Consider the following 19,129-nt stretch of genomic DNA (forward strand, 5'->3'; position numbering starts at 1 on the left):
CTTAGTGGTTACCACTCATTATTTGTTGATATTTTCCCTTTGCTTTTATAGATAGCAGGCCTTTATCAAATGTTTTTTGCAGCACTGCGTTGTTAAAATAAGCAGGGCGTGGGGCTTTTGGAAAAATTGGGTGAATATTAACGGGTAATGAGTGCGCATAGTCATTGTTATAGTAATGAAATATGCGCTCATCGAGAATAATTACATCCACCCAGTCTTTCATTAGCCTATCGACTTGCGCACGCTGATTGACTACTTCTTCATAACTTGCAAACTGAGCAACCCCTTTTGCAAATGGGGGTGGTAAATAAGCTGTTGCATTTTGAAATCCTAATACACTTTTATTGTTTAGTTCATTTATCGTCTCAATAGTAAAGTTGCGCTTTTTAAGTGATACCGCCACATTTTTGTAACTCAATACAGGCTGACTAGGGTAAATACCTGCGCCGCGCTTTCCTGCGTAATTAAGCAGTATATCCACATTACCGCTATGCAGTTGCTGCTCGGCGCGCTTGTTAGACATGTAAATAACCACAATATTGTCTAAGCCCTGCTCAATAAGTGCCGCTTTAATTATATTAAGTTGTATACCCGTATCTTTTTTTTCTATTACATAGGGAGGAATAGTCGCACTGGCAGCAATCACAATTGGCTGTTTTTGCCAAGCGGCAGACACTGGCGGGCTCATAAAAAAACAGCTAATAAAGCAAAGTAATAACAGCCTCACATCTATCCTTAACATATTGTTATTGCGCTTAATGATGAATCGCGTTGTATTAATAACTTAAATATAGCAAAATTGCGTAAACATTCTTCTTTGATGGTTATAACTTGCAAACAATTTGCCCGTGCTGCGACCTAATAATTGATATACCCGCAATAGCCGATAAGCAAATGGCAGTGTGCCCGCATTGTCACCATAAGTTGTGCGAAGGCGATGTAAACAACGACAGTAAAGTAGTTGCGCTAAGTATTGGCTCATTACTAATGCTATTAAGCAGCATGTTTTACCCATTTATTTCATTTAGTAGCAGCGGCATAACGCAAACCATCACCCTGCCCGATGCTGCCCGAATTTTATTTAATTACGACAGTGAGTTACTTGGCTTATTTATTGATTTAAGCATTATTGCGCTGCCAATGAGCTTACTGATCATTCTTATTCCAATGCATCTTGGGCTTTTGCAATCCTTGCCTGAGGCCATCGCTAGGCGATTGCTCAAGTTTACCTTGGCCCTTGAGCCGTGGATCATGTCTGAGATATTTTTAATTGGCGTGTTAGTAAGCATGGTTAAAATTATGTCGCTTGCCGACATTAGTTTTGGCACCAGCTTTTGGGCATATATTGGCTTTGTTATTATGTATATTGCGGCGCTTGCCCATTTAAATAAGCCGCGCTTATGGGCACATATTAAACCAGCAACAACACTTGAAGACGCAGCACATGCCAAACGCGCTATTGATCAAAACATTAAAGCTTGCCACGTATGCCATCAGCTGTGTAAAAGTAATGTTTGCCCGCGTTGTCACACTAAAACCCATGTAAGAAACCCCAACAGTGTTCAAAAAGCAACGGCTTGGTTAGTGACCTCTGTGCTGTGTTACATACCTGCAAATCTATTACCAATAATGCACACCACCAGCCTGGGTGATGTGTCACCGTCAACCTTAATTGGCGGCGTACTAACACTTTGGAAAAGTGGTTCCTACCCCATTGCTGCCATTATATTTTTGGCCAGCGTAGTGGTGCCACTGGCCAAAGCCTTTGTGCTTAGCTTTTTATGCTTTATGGTGGCAAAACCTGCTAACAAGCACACAAAAGGCTATACTAAAATTTATCAACTTACTGAATTTATTGGCAAATGGTCAATGATCGATGTATTTGTTGTTGCTATACTCGTTGCCTTAGTGCAACTAGGCAACTTAATGTCAATTACCCCAGGGCTAGGCATTGTATTTTTTACTGTTATGGTAATATGCCAAATGATGGCTGCACATGCGTTTGATCCGCGCTTGTTGTGGGATACACCAAAAAACAAACATTCAGAGAATAAAGCATGACCGAAACGGCTAATGTAACAACAAAACCAAAAATTTCTGCTATTTGGATTATTCCACTGATAGCCTTATTAGTTGGTATATGGATGTTGTATCAATACCAAGCAAATGTAGGCCCTACTATTTATATAAAAATGCCCCACGCAGAGGGCATTATTGCAGGTAAAACAGAAATAAAAGTGCGCAGTGTTAAAATTGGTCAAATTGATGCTATACGCCTTTCTGACTCTCAAGATAGCGTTATTGCCCGCGCACAAATAGACAAAAACTATAATGAGCTCCTCACCGACGATGCTAAAATTTGGGTTGTTAAACCCCGTATAGACGAAACTGGCATTAGTGGTATGAGTACGCTTTTGTCGGGTGTTTATTTAGAGTTTTCACCGGGGGAGAGTAAAAAACTAAAAGAGCGTTTTGTATTACAAGACGAGCCGGCCCTTATTGGTAAAGATGTAAAAGGTGGGCGTTTTCAGTTACTCAGCTACAACGCTGAAGTACTGGAGGTAAGCACTGGGATATTTTTTAAAAACTATAAAATAGGCCAAATAGAAACCGCTACTTTTGACTGGAAAAACCAAGCAATGAAGTACGGTATTTTTATTAACGAACCGTATCAAAACCTCATAACATTAAACTCTATATTTTGGGTTAATGCCGGCATTGAAATAGATTTGTCGGCCGATGGTATTAATATAAGTACCGGCTCATTAAGTAAACTCCTCAAAGGCGGTATTTCGGTTGGCTTACCAGAGCAACAAGCCCCAGGTGACTTAGCCCAAGACGGCCACAACTTTTCGCTAAGCCAAAGCTACAAAGAAGCACTAGAAGAGCGCTTTTACGACTTTGATTACTACATTATTGATTTTGAACAATCTATACGTGGCCTAAGACCCGGCGCGCCTGTGGAATATCGCGGCACCCGAATTGGTACCGTGGTAGAAGCCCCCGCTAACGTTATTGTTAATGGCAAACCTGCACATTTTAAAAACCATAATACGGCGGTGCCGGTACTGATTAAAATTGAGTATGGCCGTTTATATCACGATAGCGCAGCGGCCAAAGAGTTTTGGCAAAGTAGCCTAACCGGCTGGATAAAAAATGGTATGCGCGCTTCTTTAAAACCCGGCAACCTTTTAACTGGCGCAGTGTATGTAGATTTTGATATATACCCCGACGCACCAAAAGCGCATTTAGCAAAACTTGCCCAATATGATGTATTTCCGAGTATTTCTAGCGGCATTACGGTGCTTGCCGATCAGGTCTCGGATGTGCTTAACAAGGTAAACGATTTAAAAATTGAAGACAGCCTAGCTCAAATGCAGGCTACATTTAGCGACTACCAAGCGCTTGCTAACGAAATGCGTGCGTTATTAAGCCAAAAAGATACCCAAAACTTACCCGGCGACTTTAACCGTAACTTTGATAAAATGACCAAAAGTATGGAGCAGTTTGAAGTGACCATGCGTCAATTTGATAAAACCATGGCAAGTTATCAGGCCGGCTCTGAGTTTCATCATCAATTACAGCAAACCTTGCTTGAATTTAAACGCTTAAGTGAAGAAATTCAGCCGCTTACACGGGGTTTAAACGAACAACCTAATATGTTTATTTTTGATAAAGCACTCCCTGCTGATCCACAACCAAGGAAGCAATAATGAAACACTTATTTTTAGCCATAACCGTGTTAATTACCCTTGCAGGGTGCAGTGCGTCAATTCAAACCGCAACGCAGTATTATCAGTTTGAACAACCCATTGCTTCATCATCACGCCATGTAAAAGAAACTGATGCCCAATTAAGAGTGCAAACCGTGGCCCTTAGAGGCGCATTAAATAATTTGGGCATAGCAATGAAAATTGATAGCAACCAAATTCATGCGGCAAATTACAACCTATGGGGTGAATCGCCCGATGTGATGCTCACCGCTACAGCGCAACAAACCCTTTTTAATGCAATGCCTAATTGGATGGTTATTAAGGGCTTACCGGTAATTACCGAGCTTGATCAGCAAACGTTTTACGAGCTTGAATATGAAGTGCACCACTTTAATGGTGATATGCAAGGCAACGCTGATATTTCTGGCCTGTGGCGCTTATATTACACCCACCCAGAAACCGGCCGCCGCCTAATTAGTGTGCATAATTTTTCGCATGTAGTTCCAATAGAAGATGACGGTTACGATGGCTTAGTGGCTACCCTTGAGCAAACTTGGCAAAACATAAACCTAAGCGTAGCAAAAGCCATAGAGCAAGCGCGACTTTAATAACCATATATAGTTACGGCGGTTTTATCATTATTAATAACCGCCTTGCCTACCCTATTAAAACCTAACTTTAATAATACACACTGAGATGCGGTGTTATTGGCTGCGCAGATAGCACTGACCTGTTTTATCCCAAGTGCGTGCCTATTTTGTAATAGCGCTTTGGCCGCTTCAAAAATATAACCGTTTTTCTCATAACGGGTTAACAAGGCAAAACCTAAATCTGGCAGTTGCAGTACGTCGCGTTTATAAAAACCCACAACTCCTACTACTTCACCATTGTGTAAAGTAATAATATAAGGGCCAAACCCTTGGTGTTTATGGGCTGCCCTAAACGATTGCTCAATGTAACGCTTGGCATCGCTGTGCGTATAAATGGCTTTATCGCCAATATATTTTATAAAATTTGGCTGATTCACCAAAGTAAGTAACATGGCGGCATCGTGCTCATTTGCATAGCGCAATAATAAACGTTGGGTTTTAAATACGGCCTCCACGTTATCTCCTATAAAAAGTTATTTTGTACGTAAATTTTTATTGACTGAAATACAAAACCGGATTATTTTTGCGCCGATGTTTTTACAGGCACAACAATAGCGGCATGCTTCTCTTGCACCGTCTAGCGCCAAAGCCAACGCGTTTCCCTTTCGCTATTAATTTAACATAACAGCAAAGCACCCTACGCGGCAAAAGCAGTGACTTGGCACGTAATAACTATTACCTGCTTTGTTTTTGTTAAGCAATTTATTATTTAAATATGCTTTTAATTTTGTTAATCTTTAAATGCTTGAACCTTCTGCATTAAGTTTACTGCCACCAGCGGTGGTTGTGGTATTGGCTGTTGTTTTACGCCGCCCTATTTTATCTTTACTTATTGGCGCTTTAGTTGGCTTAGTAATAGCCGACCCAGCTCAGGTGCTTGCTAACTTTGCCAGCACATCACTTAAAGTAATGACCGACGAAACCATAGGTTGGTTAATACTCGTGTGCGGAGGCTTTGGCGCTTTAATCGCTTTATTAGTGCGCACTGGCGGTGCGTCGGCGTTTGGCAAATTAGCGCTAAAATACACTAAAGGTAAACGCTCTTCTTTATTTATGACCTTTTGTTTAGGTGTGGTTATTTTTATTGATGACTATTTAAATGCGCTTACCGTTGGTGAAACGATGAAACGCATTACCGATAAATTTAAAGTTAGCCGAGAAATGCTTGCCTACGTTGTAGATTCAACAGCGGCACCTATTTGCGTACTTGTCCCTTTATCGACTTGGGCTGTATTTTTTGGCGGCTTGTTAGTCGATAACGGCATTGCCGAGGAAGGCAAAGGCATTGCGGTTTATATTCAAGCCATTCCTTATATGTTTTACGCCTGGTTTGCAGTATTGGTGGTTTTGTTAGTGGTACTGGGTGTAATACCTGCTATTGGGCCTATGAAAAAAGCCGAAAGGTTAGCGCACGTTGAGCAAGCCACTGTAGACCCTGCGCAATTTAGTGATATTCAGACAGCCGACGAATACGCTGTAAAAGCAGTAGAAGAAAGCTTTGAAGATGCAGACCCTAAAGGAAAATTACACAACTTTTTACTGCCTATAATTTTACTAGTAGCCTTTACAGTTTACTTTGAAATAGATGTATATAAAGGCTTATTGGCAACTATGGCGGTAACGCTTCCTTTTTATGCACTACAAAAATTAATGAGCTTTAGCGAAATGATAGAGCGCATGCTTGATGGCTTTAAAAGCATGATACCGGCTATTGGCACTGTAATAGCCGCATTTATATTTAAAGATGTGTGCGACTTAATTGGCTTAGCGCAGTTTGTGATCGGTAGTTTGAGCCCGTACATGACTGTCCAATACTTACCGGCGGTGGTATTTATTGCTATGGCGGTGTTAGCGTTTGCTACAGGCTCTAGTTGGGGTATTTTTGCAGTGTCGATCCCAATAGTTATGCCACTGGCAACTGCCGTTGACGCTAATATTCCACTGGTTATTGGCGCGTTGTTATCGGCCTCATCATTTGGTAGCCAAGCCTGTTTTTACTCAGACTCTACCGTACTTGCAGCACAAGGCTCTGGCTGTAATTTAATGAGCCATGCAGTAACACAACTGCCTTATACATTAATTGCCGCGGCACTTGCCGTTGTCGGCTTTATTGTTATGGCATAAATTAAGTTAATACAAATAAAAAACCCCAATGTAGTACTACATTGGGGTGTTTTACCAATCCACAATAATACTTAATTAAGCGGATTGGTATTATTTAGCTGTATAACTATATATAGCTTATTTTTGTAATTTAATACCATTGTAATAGGTTTCAAGCGATTGAATTTTGGTTTGATTTGGTAAATCAGCAAAGTCGCTTTCTACAAACTTAGTACCACGTAACTGCACATTTAAACGTGCGGCTTGTGGGTTTAACATAGTTTGTTTGTAGTACTGCTTAATATCTTCAAGCGTTACTTTTTCAACTTCATCAATTAGCTTTTGCTTAGAGTCAAAGTTAAAGTTTTCGCGATACCAATCGGTAATAAGTGGCCCCATTTCATCGCTTAGGTTTTTAGGCTGCTCTTTTAGCGATACAAGCGTGGCATTTTTAAGTTGAGCAAAAGTATCTAAGCTCATATTATCAAGCTCTACCGCGTACTCTTTTTTGAATTGATCAAAACGTGCCTGTATTTCTTTTGGCCCTTTAACAGGTGTTTGAATAAACAAGCCAATTGCCGAGTAATCCTCTATTGGGCGAGCCAGCGCACCTACGGCGTATGCAAGCTGCTCTTCGGTACGCATTTTATCAAATGCAATGGTTCTAAAGTGGCTTTGTAACACCGCGGCTTGCGCTTTTTGTTTATACCCTGGCACTGGGTGAACGGTCATATCAACAACTGCCACATCGGCAACATCAATATCTTTTTGCAATACTCGCGTTTCGCCTGGCTGTGGTAACCATGCTTTACTGCGCGCAAATTCACTCGATGTATGATTGCTTGGTAAAGTGGCACTTAACTCAGTGGCTATCGATTCTATATCTTGTTGGTTGTAATTACCGTAGCTAAATACACGTAAATCGTTGGTGGCAAATGTGGCTGTTTTTAGCTTGTTTAAATCGGCAACGCTTAACGATTCTGCCGCTTTTATCAGTGCCTCTGTATCAAAGCTGCCTGTGCGGATAAGTTTAGAGTAGGCGCCAAATGCTTGTGCATACGGAAATTGCTTTTGCTGATTTAACAAGCCACGTTTGTAGCGATCAATTGCTTGAGTAAATGCTTGTGCCGTTACATCGGCTTTTAACCCGCTTAGCGCTTGTTTTAAAAGTACGTCTTGCTTATCGGTAAAGCCACTCATTGATAAAACTAAACCATTACTTGGCGCTAGGTTAACGCTCATGCCGGCAATGGCGGCTTCGGTGCTTAGTTGGCTTTGTTGAATGTTATATAAGTCGGCCCATACTGAGTAAAGTACTTCAGCATTAATTTCATTTAAGCCTGGTTGGGTATTAATATATACCTCAACCAAACCCTTTGGCTGGGCAGCAAATTTTTGGCTTGCTTGGCGCCATACTTTTACGCCGTTTTTATCGTAAGCCAGTTCAGGGTGTTTTTGCTCTTTAAACTCAGCTGTTTTAATCGCGAAGCTTTCAGGTAGTAAGTTATTTACACTTGGTAAAGCAAGCTTAAACTCGCTTGATGTTTTCCAACTGGCAACTTCGGCATCGCTAATATCTTCTATGCGGTATTTACCATCATAAAAATGCAGTTGCGAGTCGGTTTCTTCTTGTTGCGAAATATACCAAACGCGCAGCGTATCGGCATTTAATTGTTTAAGTACCTCGTTTATCGCCTCTGCGTCAAATTTGGCATAATAGTAAGGCGCATCAATGGCATGATTTAATGGGTAATCTTGCATGCTGCCAGTAAGCGCGCTGACATAGCTAAACTCATCGCCTTTTTCTAAAAATTTAAATTGATTGCTAAGTGATGTACGAATTTCATTAAAGTACTTAGCATCTACACCTTCTTTTTTAATCAGTTCAATGTATTGCATAATAGTTGCGACAATTGTTTCGCGGTTTTTCATGCCTTCATCGGTTAATTCTAGCGAAATAGTAAGCGCGCCGTAATTGCCGTACTGACTAGGAGATGGAGACGCTGTTAATTGCGATACCCAGCCTTTGTCGCGTAGTAATTGAGCTGGGCTACCTGGCATTTCATTACTTAATAAATAACTGACATAACGGTTAGGTTTAACCGCAAAGTCGCTGCTGTTGTTATTAATCGTAAACTCAAGTTGCAGCTGTTTTACGTCTTCATTAGGTGAGTAATATACTTTTTTACCACCGGCTTTATCAAAATCAAGCTCTGCAGTAACGGTTGGCTTTTCAATGTGTTTATTTTTGATATCGGCAAAATAAGTTTTTGCTTTTTGCTCCATTTGCTCAATTGGCAAGTTTGAAATAAGCGCTACTTTCATGATGTTAGATGAATAGTATTTATTATAAAAGTCGACCGTTTCTTTGTGTAATTGGCTGCCTTCTTTGTCTCCTAGCGTTTCTAGGTTACCAATTAAAAAGCGATTTGCCGGGTGATCACCCATCATTTTACGGGCAAGTTTAAACTGGCCAAAAAAGTCCATTTCGCGGCGCATTGACCACTCGGCATTAACAGCGTTTTTTTCTTTATCTGCATATTCAGGGTACAGCTTAGGGGCTTTAAAAAAATCAGCAAAACGGTCTAACGCTTCATCAAAGGCATCGTTATTAATTTTAAACATGTAGTTGGTAATATCGAGCCAAGTATACGCATTATTTACCCCGCCATTTTTGGTCATAAAGTCAGAGTAGCCTTTTGTATCGGGGTAGCGCTCTGTGCCTAAAAAAAGCATATGCTCTAAGTAATGTGCCATACCTTGCTGCATCATAGGGTCGTGTAGTAAGCCTACCCCTACACTTAGCGATGCTGCTGATTTTTCAGCGCTTGGATCAGAGACTAAAATTACTTCTATTTCGTTTTCGAGGGTAAGGGTTTTATATTCGCGCGTATCATTTGGGCTTACAACTAATGTGTCTGAGAGTAAGGAGCTTTGCGAAGAACTAGCCACCGATGAGGTAGATGATGTATTTGTACAGCCACTTAAAACTGCTAAAGCGATGACGCTAAAACCAAGAATTTTTTTCATTATGTTTTTCCATTAAAATTGCACTTAGGATGCGCTCAAAACAACTTAATAGAGCTAAATTAACACTAACAATTAAGGGTTTACCACAAAATAATACTAATTTATGTAACACATTGTGAAAAACACCTGCATACTTAAAGTCAGTAAAATAATAACGAAGGAAATAGGATGGAAAAAATAATAATACTCGCCATGTTTGCACAAGTAACGTTATCGCTCGTTGTAATGTTAATTATGGGCAAGCGACGCTTTGCTGCTGCAAAAAACAAACAATTACAGTTGAGCGATTTTAAAACCATGCGCCTTGATAACGCAGGCGATACCGTACGCGTAGCTGATAGAAACTTTACCAATCAGTTTGAAATACCAGTGCTTTTTTATATCGGTTGTATTGTTGCATTGCAACTTAACAGCGCTAGCTACTTAATTACTGCGCTTGCGTGCTTATTTGTTATTTCGCGTATTGTGCATACGGTTGTTCATATTGGCAGTAATAATGTAAGAATGCGCTTTAATGTTTTTTTACTAGGCTGCGCCAGTGTGTTTGCTTTATGGCTTGCGGTTGTTTGGCGAATTTTAGCATTTTAGTAAAAGCGGCTTAATTAGCCGCTTCTTTATTTACTGTTTAACACATAATTAGTATTTAGCGCGTTTTAAGCGTTTACCCACACCAAGCAGTGCAATTAAGCAAAAACCAACACCCATACTCCCACCCGAACTGCTTGATGAACCAGCCTCTGCTGATGAATCGTCTTGGCTTATTAATGTATTGGCTGTTGGGTTTAAGTTGGCAGATGAAAGCGGGTCGTCATCTAATACCACCACACTATTAATAGTTACAAAGTTAGCGCTGCTAAGAGCGACATCGCTACTTGAGCATTGTTCACTGGTTATATCAACCAATGGGATATCGCCGCAGTGTACCAATCCAGCAATATTATCGAGCGTAGCTTGGCTTTGTGCTGTAATTTGTCCAAATACTGTAAAACCGCCATTTTGAGTATCAAGCGCTTCGCTATTATCAACCATATTAAAAAACCACTGGCTCGTTGCACTGTTTTCATCGTTGGCTAATTTAGCCATCGCAATTGTGCCCTTCACATTAGATAAAACAGGCTCATTAACAACAGCAGGCTTGGTGGTTATTGGCACTAATTCGTCGGTAAATGTAAAGCCACCACCTTGTATTACAAAGTCGCTGACTGAGCGGTGTATAACGGTTTGGTTGTATGCGTCATCTTCAATATAACTTAAAAAGTTAGCAACCGTATTGGGGGCTTGTTGATCAAACAAGTTAAGCTCTATCACCCCGTGCGAAGTTTGCATTTCAACAATAGTGGCTTGGCTAGTAAAGCACGAAAACGCAAGTAGTGAGCCAATCAGGCACTTTTTCATTATGAGTCCTTTTTGTTATTGTTATTTAAATTAAGTGTTAATACCAATCCACACTATACGCCAAGGAAAAGCATTTAGAAGGCACAACTACAATTAACACCCTTTTAGTTACACTTCATTACATATTCTTTTAAATAACACTCGCTGCATTCGCTTTGTGTAAAAACATTTAATAATTTAATATTACTTTTAAAACTCGAATATAAAAAAGTATAAAATAAGTACGTTATTTATCGCTAAATTAGTTTAAACTAACCGCCTAATAAATTAAGCACACCATAATAAATGGGTATTTCATGCGTATAATTATTTTATTTTCAGTTATTTTATCTGTTATAGGTTGTACAAGCTCACCTTTAAACACCTCCACTGCCCCACAGTATATTACGGTATTACATACTAACGATAATCACGGGCGCTTTTGGCATAACGAAAAAGGTGAATATGGTATGGCAGCGCGTAAAACGTTAATTGACGCTTTACGTAACAAAGCTCAACAGCAAGGCCATGCAGTATTGCTGCTTTCTGGCGGTGATATTAACACCGGTATACCTGAATCAGACTTACAACACGCAGAGCCTGATTTTAAGGGAATGTCGTTACTCGGTTACGATGCTATGGCCATTGGTAACCATGAATTTGATAATCCACTGAGCGTTTTAACTAAGCAGCAACAATGGGCTACCTTTCCCTTACTGTCTGCAAATATTTTTGACAAAGCAACTGGGGAAAGCGCATTTCAAGGCTATAAAATTTTTGAAAAGGGGGGCTTAAAAATTGCGGTTATAGGACTTACCACTACAGACACCGCTAAAATAGCTAACCCACAATATATTGGCCATTTAGAATTTAAAGACCCTGTTGATGTGACGGCAGCTCTCGCTAAAAAAATTAATGAGCAATACAACCCCGATATCACTATTGCACTTACTCACATGGGCCATTATGTAGATGCAAACTTTGGGATTAATGCCCCGGGTGATGTCACACTTGCCCGCTCTTTACCCGCTAATACCTTAGATATGATTATTGGTGGTCACTCGCAAGAGCCGGTTTGTATGGCAGCTAAAAATAAAAATGACGATAACTTTAAACCCGGTCTTGCGTGTAAGCCCGATCAGCAAAACGGCACATGGATTATGCAAGCACATGAGTGGGGCAAGTATGTGGGTAAGGCAGAGTTTAAGTTAGAAAACGAAAAGCTCACCCTACTCGATTATAAATTGCTGCCAGTTAATTTATATGTTGATGAAATTCAAGCCGATGGGTCTAGTAAACAAGTATTAGCCAACGAATACATTAAACCCGATCCGACCCTAGAAGCTTTTTTAGCAAGTTACCAAGCAAAAGGCGCAAAACAAATTGCAGGTAAAATTGGCAGTGTTGATGCGCGTTTAGAGGGCGATAGAAACAAGGTACGTTACCAACAAACTAATTTAGCGCGTGTGATTATACAGGCACAAATGAATGTGGTTGGCGCCGACTTTGGCCTTATTAGTGGTGGCGGAATAAGAAGCTCTATTGAAGCTGGAGATATTAGCTATAAAGATATTTTAAAAGTACACCCGTTTAAAAATCGCATTACTTACATGGACTGGCAAGGGCGTGATTTATGGAACTACTTAGAAACAGTGACCAGCTTCCCTGTTGATGCAGGTGCCTATTTGCAATATCACAATTTAGCGTTTACCCGTAAAAATGGCAAATTAGTCAGTGTACTCATTGATGGTAAGCCACTTGATGAAAATAAAACTTACCGTATGAGTTTAAATAGCTATAACGCATCAGGTGGTGACGGTTACCCTGCTATTAATAAACTTAAAGGGTTTGTGAGCACAGATGAAACCGATGCCCAGGCACTTAAAACCTTTGTATCGCAAAATAGTCCTCTTAAAGCTGCGCAGTTTGCACCTAAATAACAAAACGTTATTAAGAGATAATGTTTAAGGAAAGTAGCTGACTACTTTCCTTTTATTTCTATGTTTCCCTTTGCAATATTTATTAAACCGTAACTGTGTAAACGTGAGCGAGAGCCCTCGCCATATGCTTTAGGCGGATAATAAATGTCTTTCATATCAGGGTGTTCGTTTAAGACTTCGTCTAGGGCTGCACGAATTTCACTGAGTGTTTTTTCTAAGCTGCTATTAAAATTTGGCCGCTTGCGTATAGTATGCCCAAGCTCAATCAACCTATAAAAGTACTTATTAGCAAGCTCTATAAGCTCATCTGGCACGTATTTATTTTGATTTAGCACAACATCTTTATTATCACGACAAAACTCTATTAATGCTAAATAAAAGCATAACGGTTTGTTAGCTAAACACACTGTAGCCTCAGGCATATAACTATTACTGAGTGTTTTAGTGTTTAAATCAATGATCAATGCCAGCTCTTTTGGTTTCCCTAAGTCAGTATCAGCGTTTAATGATGGGCCTTTAGCATCTACAGGCATACCTATAATAGACTTCAGCCATTTGCTAAATAAAATACTCAAAACCAAAAATAACAAGCAAATCAAAAACCTGTTTTCTGACCAAAAATGTGCGTTTTTCTCAAACACTAAAGAGACATGGGTAGTGCTCGACTTGAGTGTTCTTACAAACTGGTTTGGCTTTAAAGTTAAAGGTTTAGCAGATTTTGGCACAATTTTAACTAAGCGAAGGTTATTGTCTAAATAGCCGTTGAGCTTTAATAAGTAGTCTTGCACTGCATGTTGGTTACCCGAGTGCTTTAAAAGCTCATTAGAGAGCGCAATTAACGGTAAATCCAGCGCAACTTGTTTTTCGGTTTCAATAACCTGGCGTTTAATAGCGTCACTCTGCTCATTAATTACAGACACATAAAACACTAAACAGTTAATAATAAAAACAGCGCAGCCAAAAAAAACATATTTATACTTATCCATTTTTAACGCTCTCATCTTTAGCTGTTACCTGCTCTGAACTGCAATCCCAGTACGATTGCGCCTCTTTGTAATAACTCAATGTCTGCTCCTTTGACATATCAAGAATATGACGCTGTACAGCACATAAAAGGTCTGTATTGTTTTGCTGCATTTTTAGATACCAGCGCGAACCTGAAATTTTATTACTTAAAGGGGTTATATAATTTTTTGAAAAACGAGCAGCATCACTTTCTTTCCAAAAAGACGCAATAATATCGACCTGCCCATTAGCTAATAAGTCACGAAGCTCGCTGTGCGAACTGGCGTAAGTAATATCTAAATTGGCTAAATTAATATTTAAATCTTTAAACATTTTCTTTGGAAGTATATGGCCAGAGCGGCTTGTAGGGTAATCTAATAAGCCTATACGCTTATCTAAAAAGTATTGTTTTGTTAAACGTGGCTTTTCTTTTGAGGAGATAAAAAATGCGGTGTAATCAGAAAAGCCCACCACAGATTGATAGTTATAAGTTAGCTCTGCATTAAAGGCATCCATTATATTATTTTTTGCAAGTACGAGGTCTGCAATCCCTTTGCCGACAAAATCGAAGCTTTCCGTTGTACTGTCACCCCAGTAACCTTTAACTGAACCGTATTGTTTCGTTACCACGGTATCAAGGCATAGAGACTCTGTAAGCTTCTCTGCCACGCTTTGCGATGGCGTAAATACAATAAGCTGATTTTTGTTTTCACTGGCTGTTGTATAACATTGTGTTGACGTTTTTATTAGTTCTGGGAAATTTATTTCATCACTTTTAACGCTCACCTTTCCAACAGACCATGCAGCAACCATAACCAGAAACAAAAGTGTAACAAACGACAGTTTATGTAACATGACCTTTCCAAACCCCATCAATAAGATGTACCTAACAACACTAAGGCTTTATTTGAACAATATTATTTACTTATTACAACAGGTAATTTTACCCATCAAAGGTAAGCTATTGATTTAATGCGATTATGAATAAGAAATAATGAATACTCTTGACTCCTTTCTATATTTAGCAAAAACAATCACAATGTTTACACCAGCTAATAGGTGAATAAAAATAAATGCAGGAAACATTGATGCGCATTAAAATTGCTACTCTCGTAGCAACAACGTTAATAATTGGTGCTGTTTTTACAACTTCTAAAGCGTATGCGTGGGGTCAAAATGGTCATCGAATTGTTGGGCATATTGCTGAGCAACATGTGAGTGATGAAACAGTGCATAACCTGTTGCCACTATTAGAAGGACAATCCCTAGCTCAAATTTCTACTTGGGCAGATGAAATGCGATCTAGTCCTGAACTATTTTGGCGTAAAAAATCTTCACGCTGGCACTACATAAACCTTCCTAAAAATAAAACACTTTCTCTAAATCACGCACATACACACAGCAAAGACGATGTAACAAATATTCTAGAAGGTATTTACTTCTCTATTAATACACTTCAGTCATCTACCTCTTCCCTTAATGAAAAACAGTTTGCTTTAAAGTTTTTAGTTCACTTGGTTGGCGACAGCCATCAACCATTTCATGCTGGGCGAAGTGAAGATAGAGGCGGCAATTTAATTAAAGTTGATTTTTTTGACAACGAAACCAATTTGCATAGCCTTTGGGACACTGGATTAATAGAAAATGAAAACTTAGCTTACACTGAATACGCTAAGTTTATAGATACCGACGATGCAGCATTAATTAAAACATACTTAAACAGCAGCCCTACTACTTGGCTGATGGAATCTCACAAACTGGCCGAAGATATTTATACCTCAACCAGTGATGAAGTGAGCTATAGTTATGTTTTCAAATACAATCCGCTTGTTAAGCAGCGTTTGCAAAAAGCAGGCGTTAGGCTTGCGGGTGTATTGAACTATTTATTTGATTCGTCAGATGACAATAAAAAATTAAAAATAACGACAAAATAACAATCAACCTATAAATAAAAAACCTACACACGGGAATTAATTTATGTTTATACACGGTCTGGAGTATAGCTAAAATAATACAGCTAAAAATGTATTAATTACAAAATGTAAATAATTAATTGTAAAAGGAATTATAAAGTTTGCATTTCATAATACTGTCACATAACGACGGTAACATAACAATAAGTAATTAATCCAAATTTAGTTAAGTATACAAGTATAAATTGTGCAAATTAATTTTGCATATTACAAGAGTATAAATTCAACAACACTGCTGACTTTATACTACTTAAAATAACAATTTAATTATAACTTTCACGGGAAATGAAAATGAAGACTAAACTTCAAAAAACAGCACTCTCACTTGCTATCGCTGCGTGTGTAAGTGTAAGTGGCGCTGCATTCGCCAACGAAACAACCTCTGCGATTAAGGGTCAAATTACCGGTCCAAACGGTAACCCAGCTCCAGGTACCAAAATAACAATTTTACACGTACCGTCTGGCTCAGTTAAAACAACAGAAGCAAACGATGCAGGTTACTTTACTGCTAAAGGCCTTCGTGTTGGTGGTCCTTACAAGGTAATCGTTGATTCTGATGTTTATGCTGATCAAGAATTTAATAACATTATCCTAAACATTGGTAACGATTACCCAGTAAATGCTGCACTTGAGCCACAATCAAGCATGGAGCAAATTGTAGTAACAGGTGCACCTATCAGCTCTATGTCTGGTGGTACTGGCCCAGCGTCTACATTTACTTTAACTGATCTTGAAAACACGCCTGCTATTAACCGTGATTTAAAAGATATCATTCGTATTGACCCGCGTATCACAATTGATGATAGCCGCGGGTCAATCAACTGTGGTGGTGGTAACCCTCGTTACAACAGCTTAACGCTAGATGGCGTTCGTATGAACGATAACTTTGGTTTAAGCTCTAACGGTTACCCTACTATTCGTGCCCCTTTCTCGTTTGATTCAATTGAGCAAGTTTCAGCTGAGCTAGCACCATTTGACGTACAGTACGGTGGTTTTACCTCATGTAACATTAATGCGGTAACAAAATCTGGTGGTAATGAAGTTCACGGTGGCATCTTCTACGATTTCACAAGTGATTCATTCAAAGGCGACGAAATTGAAGGCGAAGACGTTGATAACGGTAACTACACCGAAAAACGTTACGGCTTTAACGTTGGCTTACCGTTAATCGAAGATAAACTATTTTTATTCACTTCATATGAAAAACTTGAAGGTGTTCAACAGTTTAACTACGACGGTTTAAGCAGCGGCAGTGTAACTGCAGATGATATTGCTCGTATTACAAGTGTAGCTCAATCTGTATATGGTTATGACGTAGGCGGTATGCCTTCAAGTATGCCGGTTGAAGATGAAAAAATCTTAGTTAAATTAGATTGGAACATCAACGAAGATCACCGTGCAAACTTAATCTATAACTACAACGATGGTAATACGGTTTCACAGTCTGATACTGGTTCTAGCCGTGTTTCATTATCTAACCACTTTTACGACCAAAGTGCAGAATTTACCTCAATCATCGCGTCTGTTTACTCAGATTGGTCAGATGACTTTTCAACTGAAGTTCGTATTGGTAAATCAGAACTAGATGCAACTGTACAGTCACTTGATGCTGCTAGCAGCTTTGGCGAAATGCAAATTCGTACAGAAGATGGTGGTACGGTTTACATTGGTCCAGATGACTCTCGTCAATCAAATGATTTAGATTACGATACCACTACATTTAAAGTAGCGGGTACTTACTACCTTGACCAACACACAATTACTGCTGGTTATGAGTTTGAAGAGTTAGACGTATTTAACTTATTCGTACAGCATACTGAAGGTGAATATCGTTTTGATTCAATCGATGATTTTGAAGATGGCTTAGCTGACCGTGTTTACTACAATAATGCTGCAGCGACTAACGATCCAAACGATGCAGCTGCAAGCTTTTCATACGCTCAGCATACGTTTTATGTACAAGATGAATACGCATTTACAGACTTAGATGCAAACATCACGTTTGGTTTACGTTACGATAAATACACAAGTGATGACGTACCTAACTTCAACCAAAACTTTACTGACCGCTACGGCTTTAGTAACCAAAGCACGTTCGATGGTATTGATTTACTTCAACCACGTGTTGGCTTCCAGTGGTATGCAACAGACGAATTAGAAGTACGCGCCGGTGTTGGCTTATTCTCTGGTGGTAACCCAAATGTGTGGTTATCTAACTCTTACTCTAACGATGGTATTACAAACATCGGTACATTCCGCAGCCCAGTTGATTTATTCAATACGCCAAACGTAAATGGCGGCGCGCCTGGTTTTGAAGTACCGCAAGAGATGTTTGATGAAGTTGCTAACACTGTTATCGGCTCGGGTGATTCAGCAACAAACGCTGTTGACCCAGATTTTGAAATTCCTTCAGAGTGGAAATACTCAATTGGTGCAACATACACAACTGAAAACGAGTATGTAATTTCACTTGATTACTTATACTCTAAGAAGAAAGATGCTGCCTTAATGCGTGACATCGCACTTCAGGATTCGGGCGAAACTACATTTGATGGTCGCCCTCTTTACGAGTCTATTGAAGGCCGCTCTGGTGAGTACCTTCTTACAAATGTAAGTGGCGATAGCGGTGATTCATCGGTTATTTCATTAGCAGTAAGCAAAATGTTTGATAATGGCGTAAGCGTTAATTTTGGTTACGCGTACACAGATTCAGACGATGTTAACCCAATGACAAGCTCTGTTGCTGGCTCAAACTACGGTAACATTGCGCTAACGGATCCGGGTAACCCTGGTGTTGCATCATCTGATTACGAAATTCCACATCGTTTTACTATGACGCTTGGCTACTCTCATGAATTTGTAGATGGTTTTGCTACTCGCTTTAACCTATACGGTGAAGCATACAAAGGCTTACCATACAGCTACACGTTTGATGGTAGCGATCGTAACTTCGGGGATAGCAACTGGAACGGTAGTCGTCAGTTACTTTACGTACCACTTGAAAACGATCCTAACGTTGTTTACGACATGAGCGCTGATGAAATTAACGCGTTTAACGACTTTATCGCGTCTAACGGTTTAGAGCGTGGTGAAATCACTGGCCGTAATGCTGAAAACTCAGATTGGTTTGTTAAATTTAACTTTAAAGTTACTCAAGAATTACCAGGCTTTATGGATGGCCATAAAGGTGAAGCGTTCTTCGTAATTGATAACTTAACTAACCTATTAAACGATGATTGGGGCGTACTTAAAAAAGGTCCTTTCGTTGGCGCTAGCATGATTTCTACAACGATTGATGAGCAAGGCCGTTACGTTTACTCAGGCTTTAATGAAAACAACGC

The 19,129-nt window shown here is 39.5% G+C and carries 14 protein-coding genes; 8 read left to right on the forward strand and 6 right to left on the reverse strand.

Annotation, left to right across the window (positions count from 1 at the left end; all coding sequences use genetic code 11):
* Nucleotide 1 precedes the first annotated feature (1 nt).
* On the reverse strand, nt 2-688 hold the full coding sequence (locus SJY38_RS20280) for an ABC transporter substrate-binding protein (protein ID WP_273586297.1): 687 nt from the start codon (nt 686-688) through the stop codon (nt 2-4).
* A gap of 206 nt (nt 689-894) precedes the next feature.
* On the opposite strand from SJY38_RS20280, the gene SJY38_RS20285 reads away from it, so the two are divergent.
* The 3 genes from SJY38_RS20285 to SJY38_RS20295 are packed head-to-tail and all read left to right on the forward strand — an operon-like array spanning nt 895 to nt 4,321.
* A complete protein-coding gene (locus SJY38_RS20285) occupies nt 895-2,061 on the forward strand; it encodes a paraquat-inducible protein A (protein ID WP_273586432.1) in 1,167 nt (388 codons plus the stop codon).
* Nucleotides 2,058-3,713 carry an intermembrane transport protein PqiB gene (pqiB, locus tag SJY38_RS20290; RefSeq protein WP_029771939.1) on the forward strand — a complete coding sequence of 552 codons (1,656 nt, stop codon included), beginning with the start codon at nt 2,058-2,060 and terminating at the stop codon, nt 3,711-3,713. The genes SJY38_RS20285 and pqiB overlap by 4 nt, the downstream gene beginning before the upstream one ends.
* Nucleotides 3,713-4,321 carry a membrane integrity-associated transporter subunit PqiC gene (locus SJY38_RS20295; protein ID WP_024031907.1) on the forward strand — a complete coding sequence of 203 codons (609 nt, stop codon included), beginning with the start codon at nt 3,713-3,715 and terminating at the stop codon, nt 4,319-4,321. Before pqiB ends, SJY38_RS20295 begins: the two co-directional genes overlap by 1 nt.
* On the opposite strand, the gene SJY38_RS20300 is transcribed toward SJY38_RS20295, so the two are convergent.
* Complete coding sequence (locus SJY38_RS20300) at nt 4,318-4,818, reverse strand: GNAT family N-acetyltransferase (RefSeq protein WP_273586296.1); 501 nt, start codon at nt 4,816-4,818, stop codon at nt 4,318-4,320. The two genes, SJY38_RS20295 and SJY38_RS20300, sit on opposite strands and share 4 nt — an antisense overlap.
* Before the next feature lie 286 nt (nt 4,819-5,104).
* Between SJY38_RS20300 and SJY38_RS20305 the strand changes: the two genes are divergently transcribed.
* Nucleotides 5,105-6,487: a Na+/H+ antiporter NhaC family protein gene (locus SJY38_RS20305; protein WP_273586295.1), complete on the forward strand. Its 1,383-nt coding sequence runs from the start codon at nt 5,105-5,107 to the stop codon at nt 6,485-6,487.
* Nucleotides 6,488-6,604: 117 nt separating this feature from the next.
* Here SJY38_RS20305 and SJY38_RS20310 read toward each other — a convergent pair whose 3' ends face one another.
* Complete coding sequence (locus tag SJY38_RS20310; RefSeq protein WP_273586294.1) at nt 6,605-9,496, reverse strand: insulinase family protein; 2,892 nt, start codon at nt 9,494-9,496, stop codon at nt 6,605-6,607.
* A 168-nt stretch (nt 9,497-9,664) separates the two neighbouring features.
* On the opposite strand from SJY38_RS20310, the gene SJY38_RS20315 reads away from it, so the two are divergent.
* Nucleotides 9,665-10,084: an MAPEG family protein gene (locus SJY38_RS20315; RefSeq protein ID WP_377110687.1), complete on the forward strand. Its 420-nt coding sequence runs from the start codon at nt 9,665-9,667 to the stop codon at nt 10,082-10,084.
* Nucleotides 10,085-10,132: 48 nt separating this feature from the next.
* On the opposite strand, the gene SJY38_RS20320 is transcribed toward SJY38_RS20315, so the two are convergent.
* Nucleotides 10,133-10,891 carry a peptidylprolyl isomerase gene (locus SJY38_RS20320; RefSeq protein ID WP_248443895.1) on the reverse strand — a complete coding sequence of 253 codons (759 nt, stop codon included), beginning with the start codon at nt 10,889-10,891 and terminating at the stop codon, nt 10,133-10,135.
* 296 nt (nt 10,892-11,187) lie between these two features.
* On the opposite strand from SJY38_RS20320, the gene ushA reads away from it, so the two are divergent.
* Nucleotides 11,188-12,810: a bifunctional UDP-sugar hydrolase/5'-nucleotidase UshA gene (ushA, locus tag SJY38_RS20325; protein WP_096042904.1), complete on the forward strand. Its 1,623-nt coding sequence runs from the start codon at nt 11,188-11,190 to the stop codon at nt 12,808-12,810.
* A 41-nt stretch (nt 12,811-12,851) separates the two neighbouring features.
* Here the strand turns inward: ushA and SJY38_RS20330 are convergent, their stop codons facing one another.
* Together SJY38_RS20330 and SJY38_RS20335 are read right to left on the reverse strand one after the other, a co-directional pair.
* Nucleotides 12,852-13,796 carry a hypothetical protein gene (locus SJY38_RS20330; RefSeq protein ID WP_377110690.1) on the reverse strand — a complete coding sequence of 315 codons (945 nt, stop codon included), beginning with the start codon at nt 13,794-13,796 and terminating at the stop codon, nt 12,852-12,854.
* A complete protein-coding gene (locus tag SJY38_RS20335) occupies nt 13,789-14,670 on the reverse strand; it encodes a hypothetical protein (RefSeq protein ID WP_004588735.1) in 882 nt (293 codons plus the stop codon). The genes SJY38_RS20330 and SJY38_RS20335 overlap by 8 nt, the downstream gene beginning before the upstream one ends.
* Nucleotides 14,671-14,903: 233 nt before the next feature.
* Between SJY38_RS20335 and SJY38_RS20340 the strand changes: the two genes are divergently transcribed.
* Together SJY38_RS20340 and SJY38_RS20345 are read left to right on the forward strand one after the other, a co-directional pair.
* Nucleotides 14,904-15,749: a S1/P1 nuclease gene (locus SJY38_RS20340; RefSeq protein WP_377110693.1), complete on the forward strand. Its 846-nt coding sequence runs from the start codon at nt 14,904-14,906 to the stop codon at nt 15,747-15,749.
* Between the two features lie 330 nt (nt 15,750-16,079).
* Nucleotides 16,080-19,129: carboxypeptidase regulatory-like domain-containing protein (locus tag SJY38_RS20345; RefSeq protein WP_377110695.1), on the forward strand; the 3,050-nt coding region annotated here is incomplete at its 3' end.

It is taken from the genome of Pseudoalteromonas sp. R86517, from assembly GCF_042466295.1.
GTDB lineage: Bacteria > Pseudomonadota > Gammaproteobacteria > Enterobacterales > Alteromonadaceae > Pseudoalteromonas > Pseudoalteromonas atlantica.

What these genes read in the sequence shown, in the direction of transcription:
- SJY38_RS20280 (WP_273586297.1), bottom strand. Translation starts at nt 688, where the DNA reads ATGAGCCCGCCAGTGTCTGCCGCTTGGCAAAAACAGCCAATTGTGATT.
- SJY38_RS20285 (WP_273586432.1), top strand. Translation starts at nt 895, where the DNA reads ATGGCAGTGTGCCCGCATTGTCACCATAAGTTGTGCGAAGGCGATGTA.
- pqiB (WP_029771939.1), top strand. Translation starts at nt 2,058, where the DNA reads ATGACCGAAACGGCTAATGTAACAACAAAACCAAAAATTTCTGCTATT.
- SJY38_RS20295 (WP_024031907.1), top strand. Translation starts at nt 3,713, where the DNA reads ATGAAACACTTATTTTTAGCCATAACCGTGTTAATTACCCTTGCAGGG.
- SJY38_RS20305 (WP_273586295.1), top strand. Translation starts at nt 5,105, where the DNA reads ATGCTTGAACCTTCTGCATTAAGTTTACTGCCACCAGCGGTGGTTGTG.
- SJY38_RS20310 (WP_273586294.1), bottom strand. Translation starts at nt 9,496, where the DNA reads ATGAAAAAAATTCTTGGTTTTAGCGTCATCGCTTTAGCAGTTTTAAGT.
- SJY38_RS20315 (WP_377110687.1), top strand. Translation starts at nt 9,665, where the DNA reads ATGGAAAAAATAATAATACTCGCCATGTTTGCACAAGTAACGTTATCG.
- SJY38_RS20320 (WP_248443895.1), bottom strand. Translation starts at nt 10,891, where the DNA reads ATGAAAAAGTGCCTGATTGGCTCACTACTTGCGTTTTCGTGCTTTACT.
- ushA (WP_096042904.1), top strand. Translation starts at nt 11,188, where the DNA reads ATGCGTATAATTATTTTATTTTCAGTTATTTTATCTGTTATAGGTTGT.
- SJY38_RS20330 (WP_377110690.1), bottom strand. Translation starts at nt 13,796, where the DNA reads ATGGATAAGTATAAATATGTTTTTTTTGGCTGCGCTGTTTTTATTATT.
- SJY38_RS20335 (WP_004588735.1), bottom strand. Translation starts at nt 14,670, where the DNA reads ATGTTACATAAACTGTCGTTTGTTACACTTTTGTTTCTGGTTATGGTT.
- SJY38_RS20340 (WP_377110693.1), top strand. Translation starts at nt 14,904, where the DNA reads ATGCGCATTAAAATTGCTACTCTCGTAGCAACAACGTTAATAATTGGT.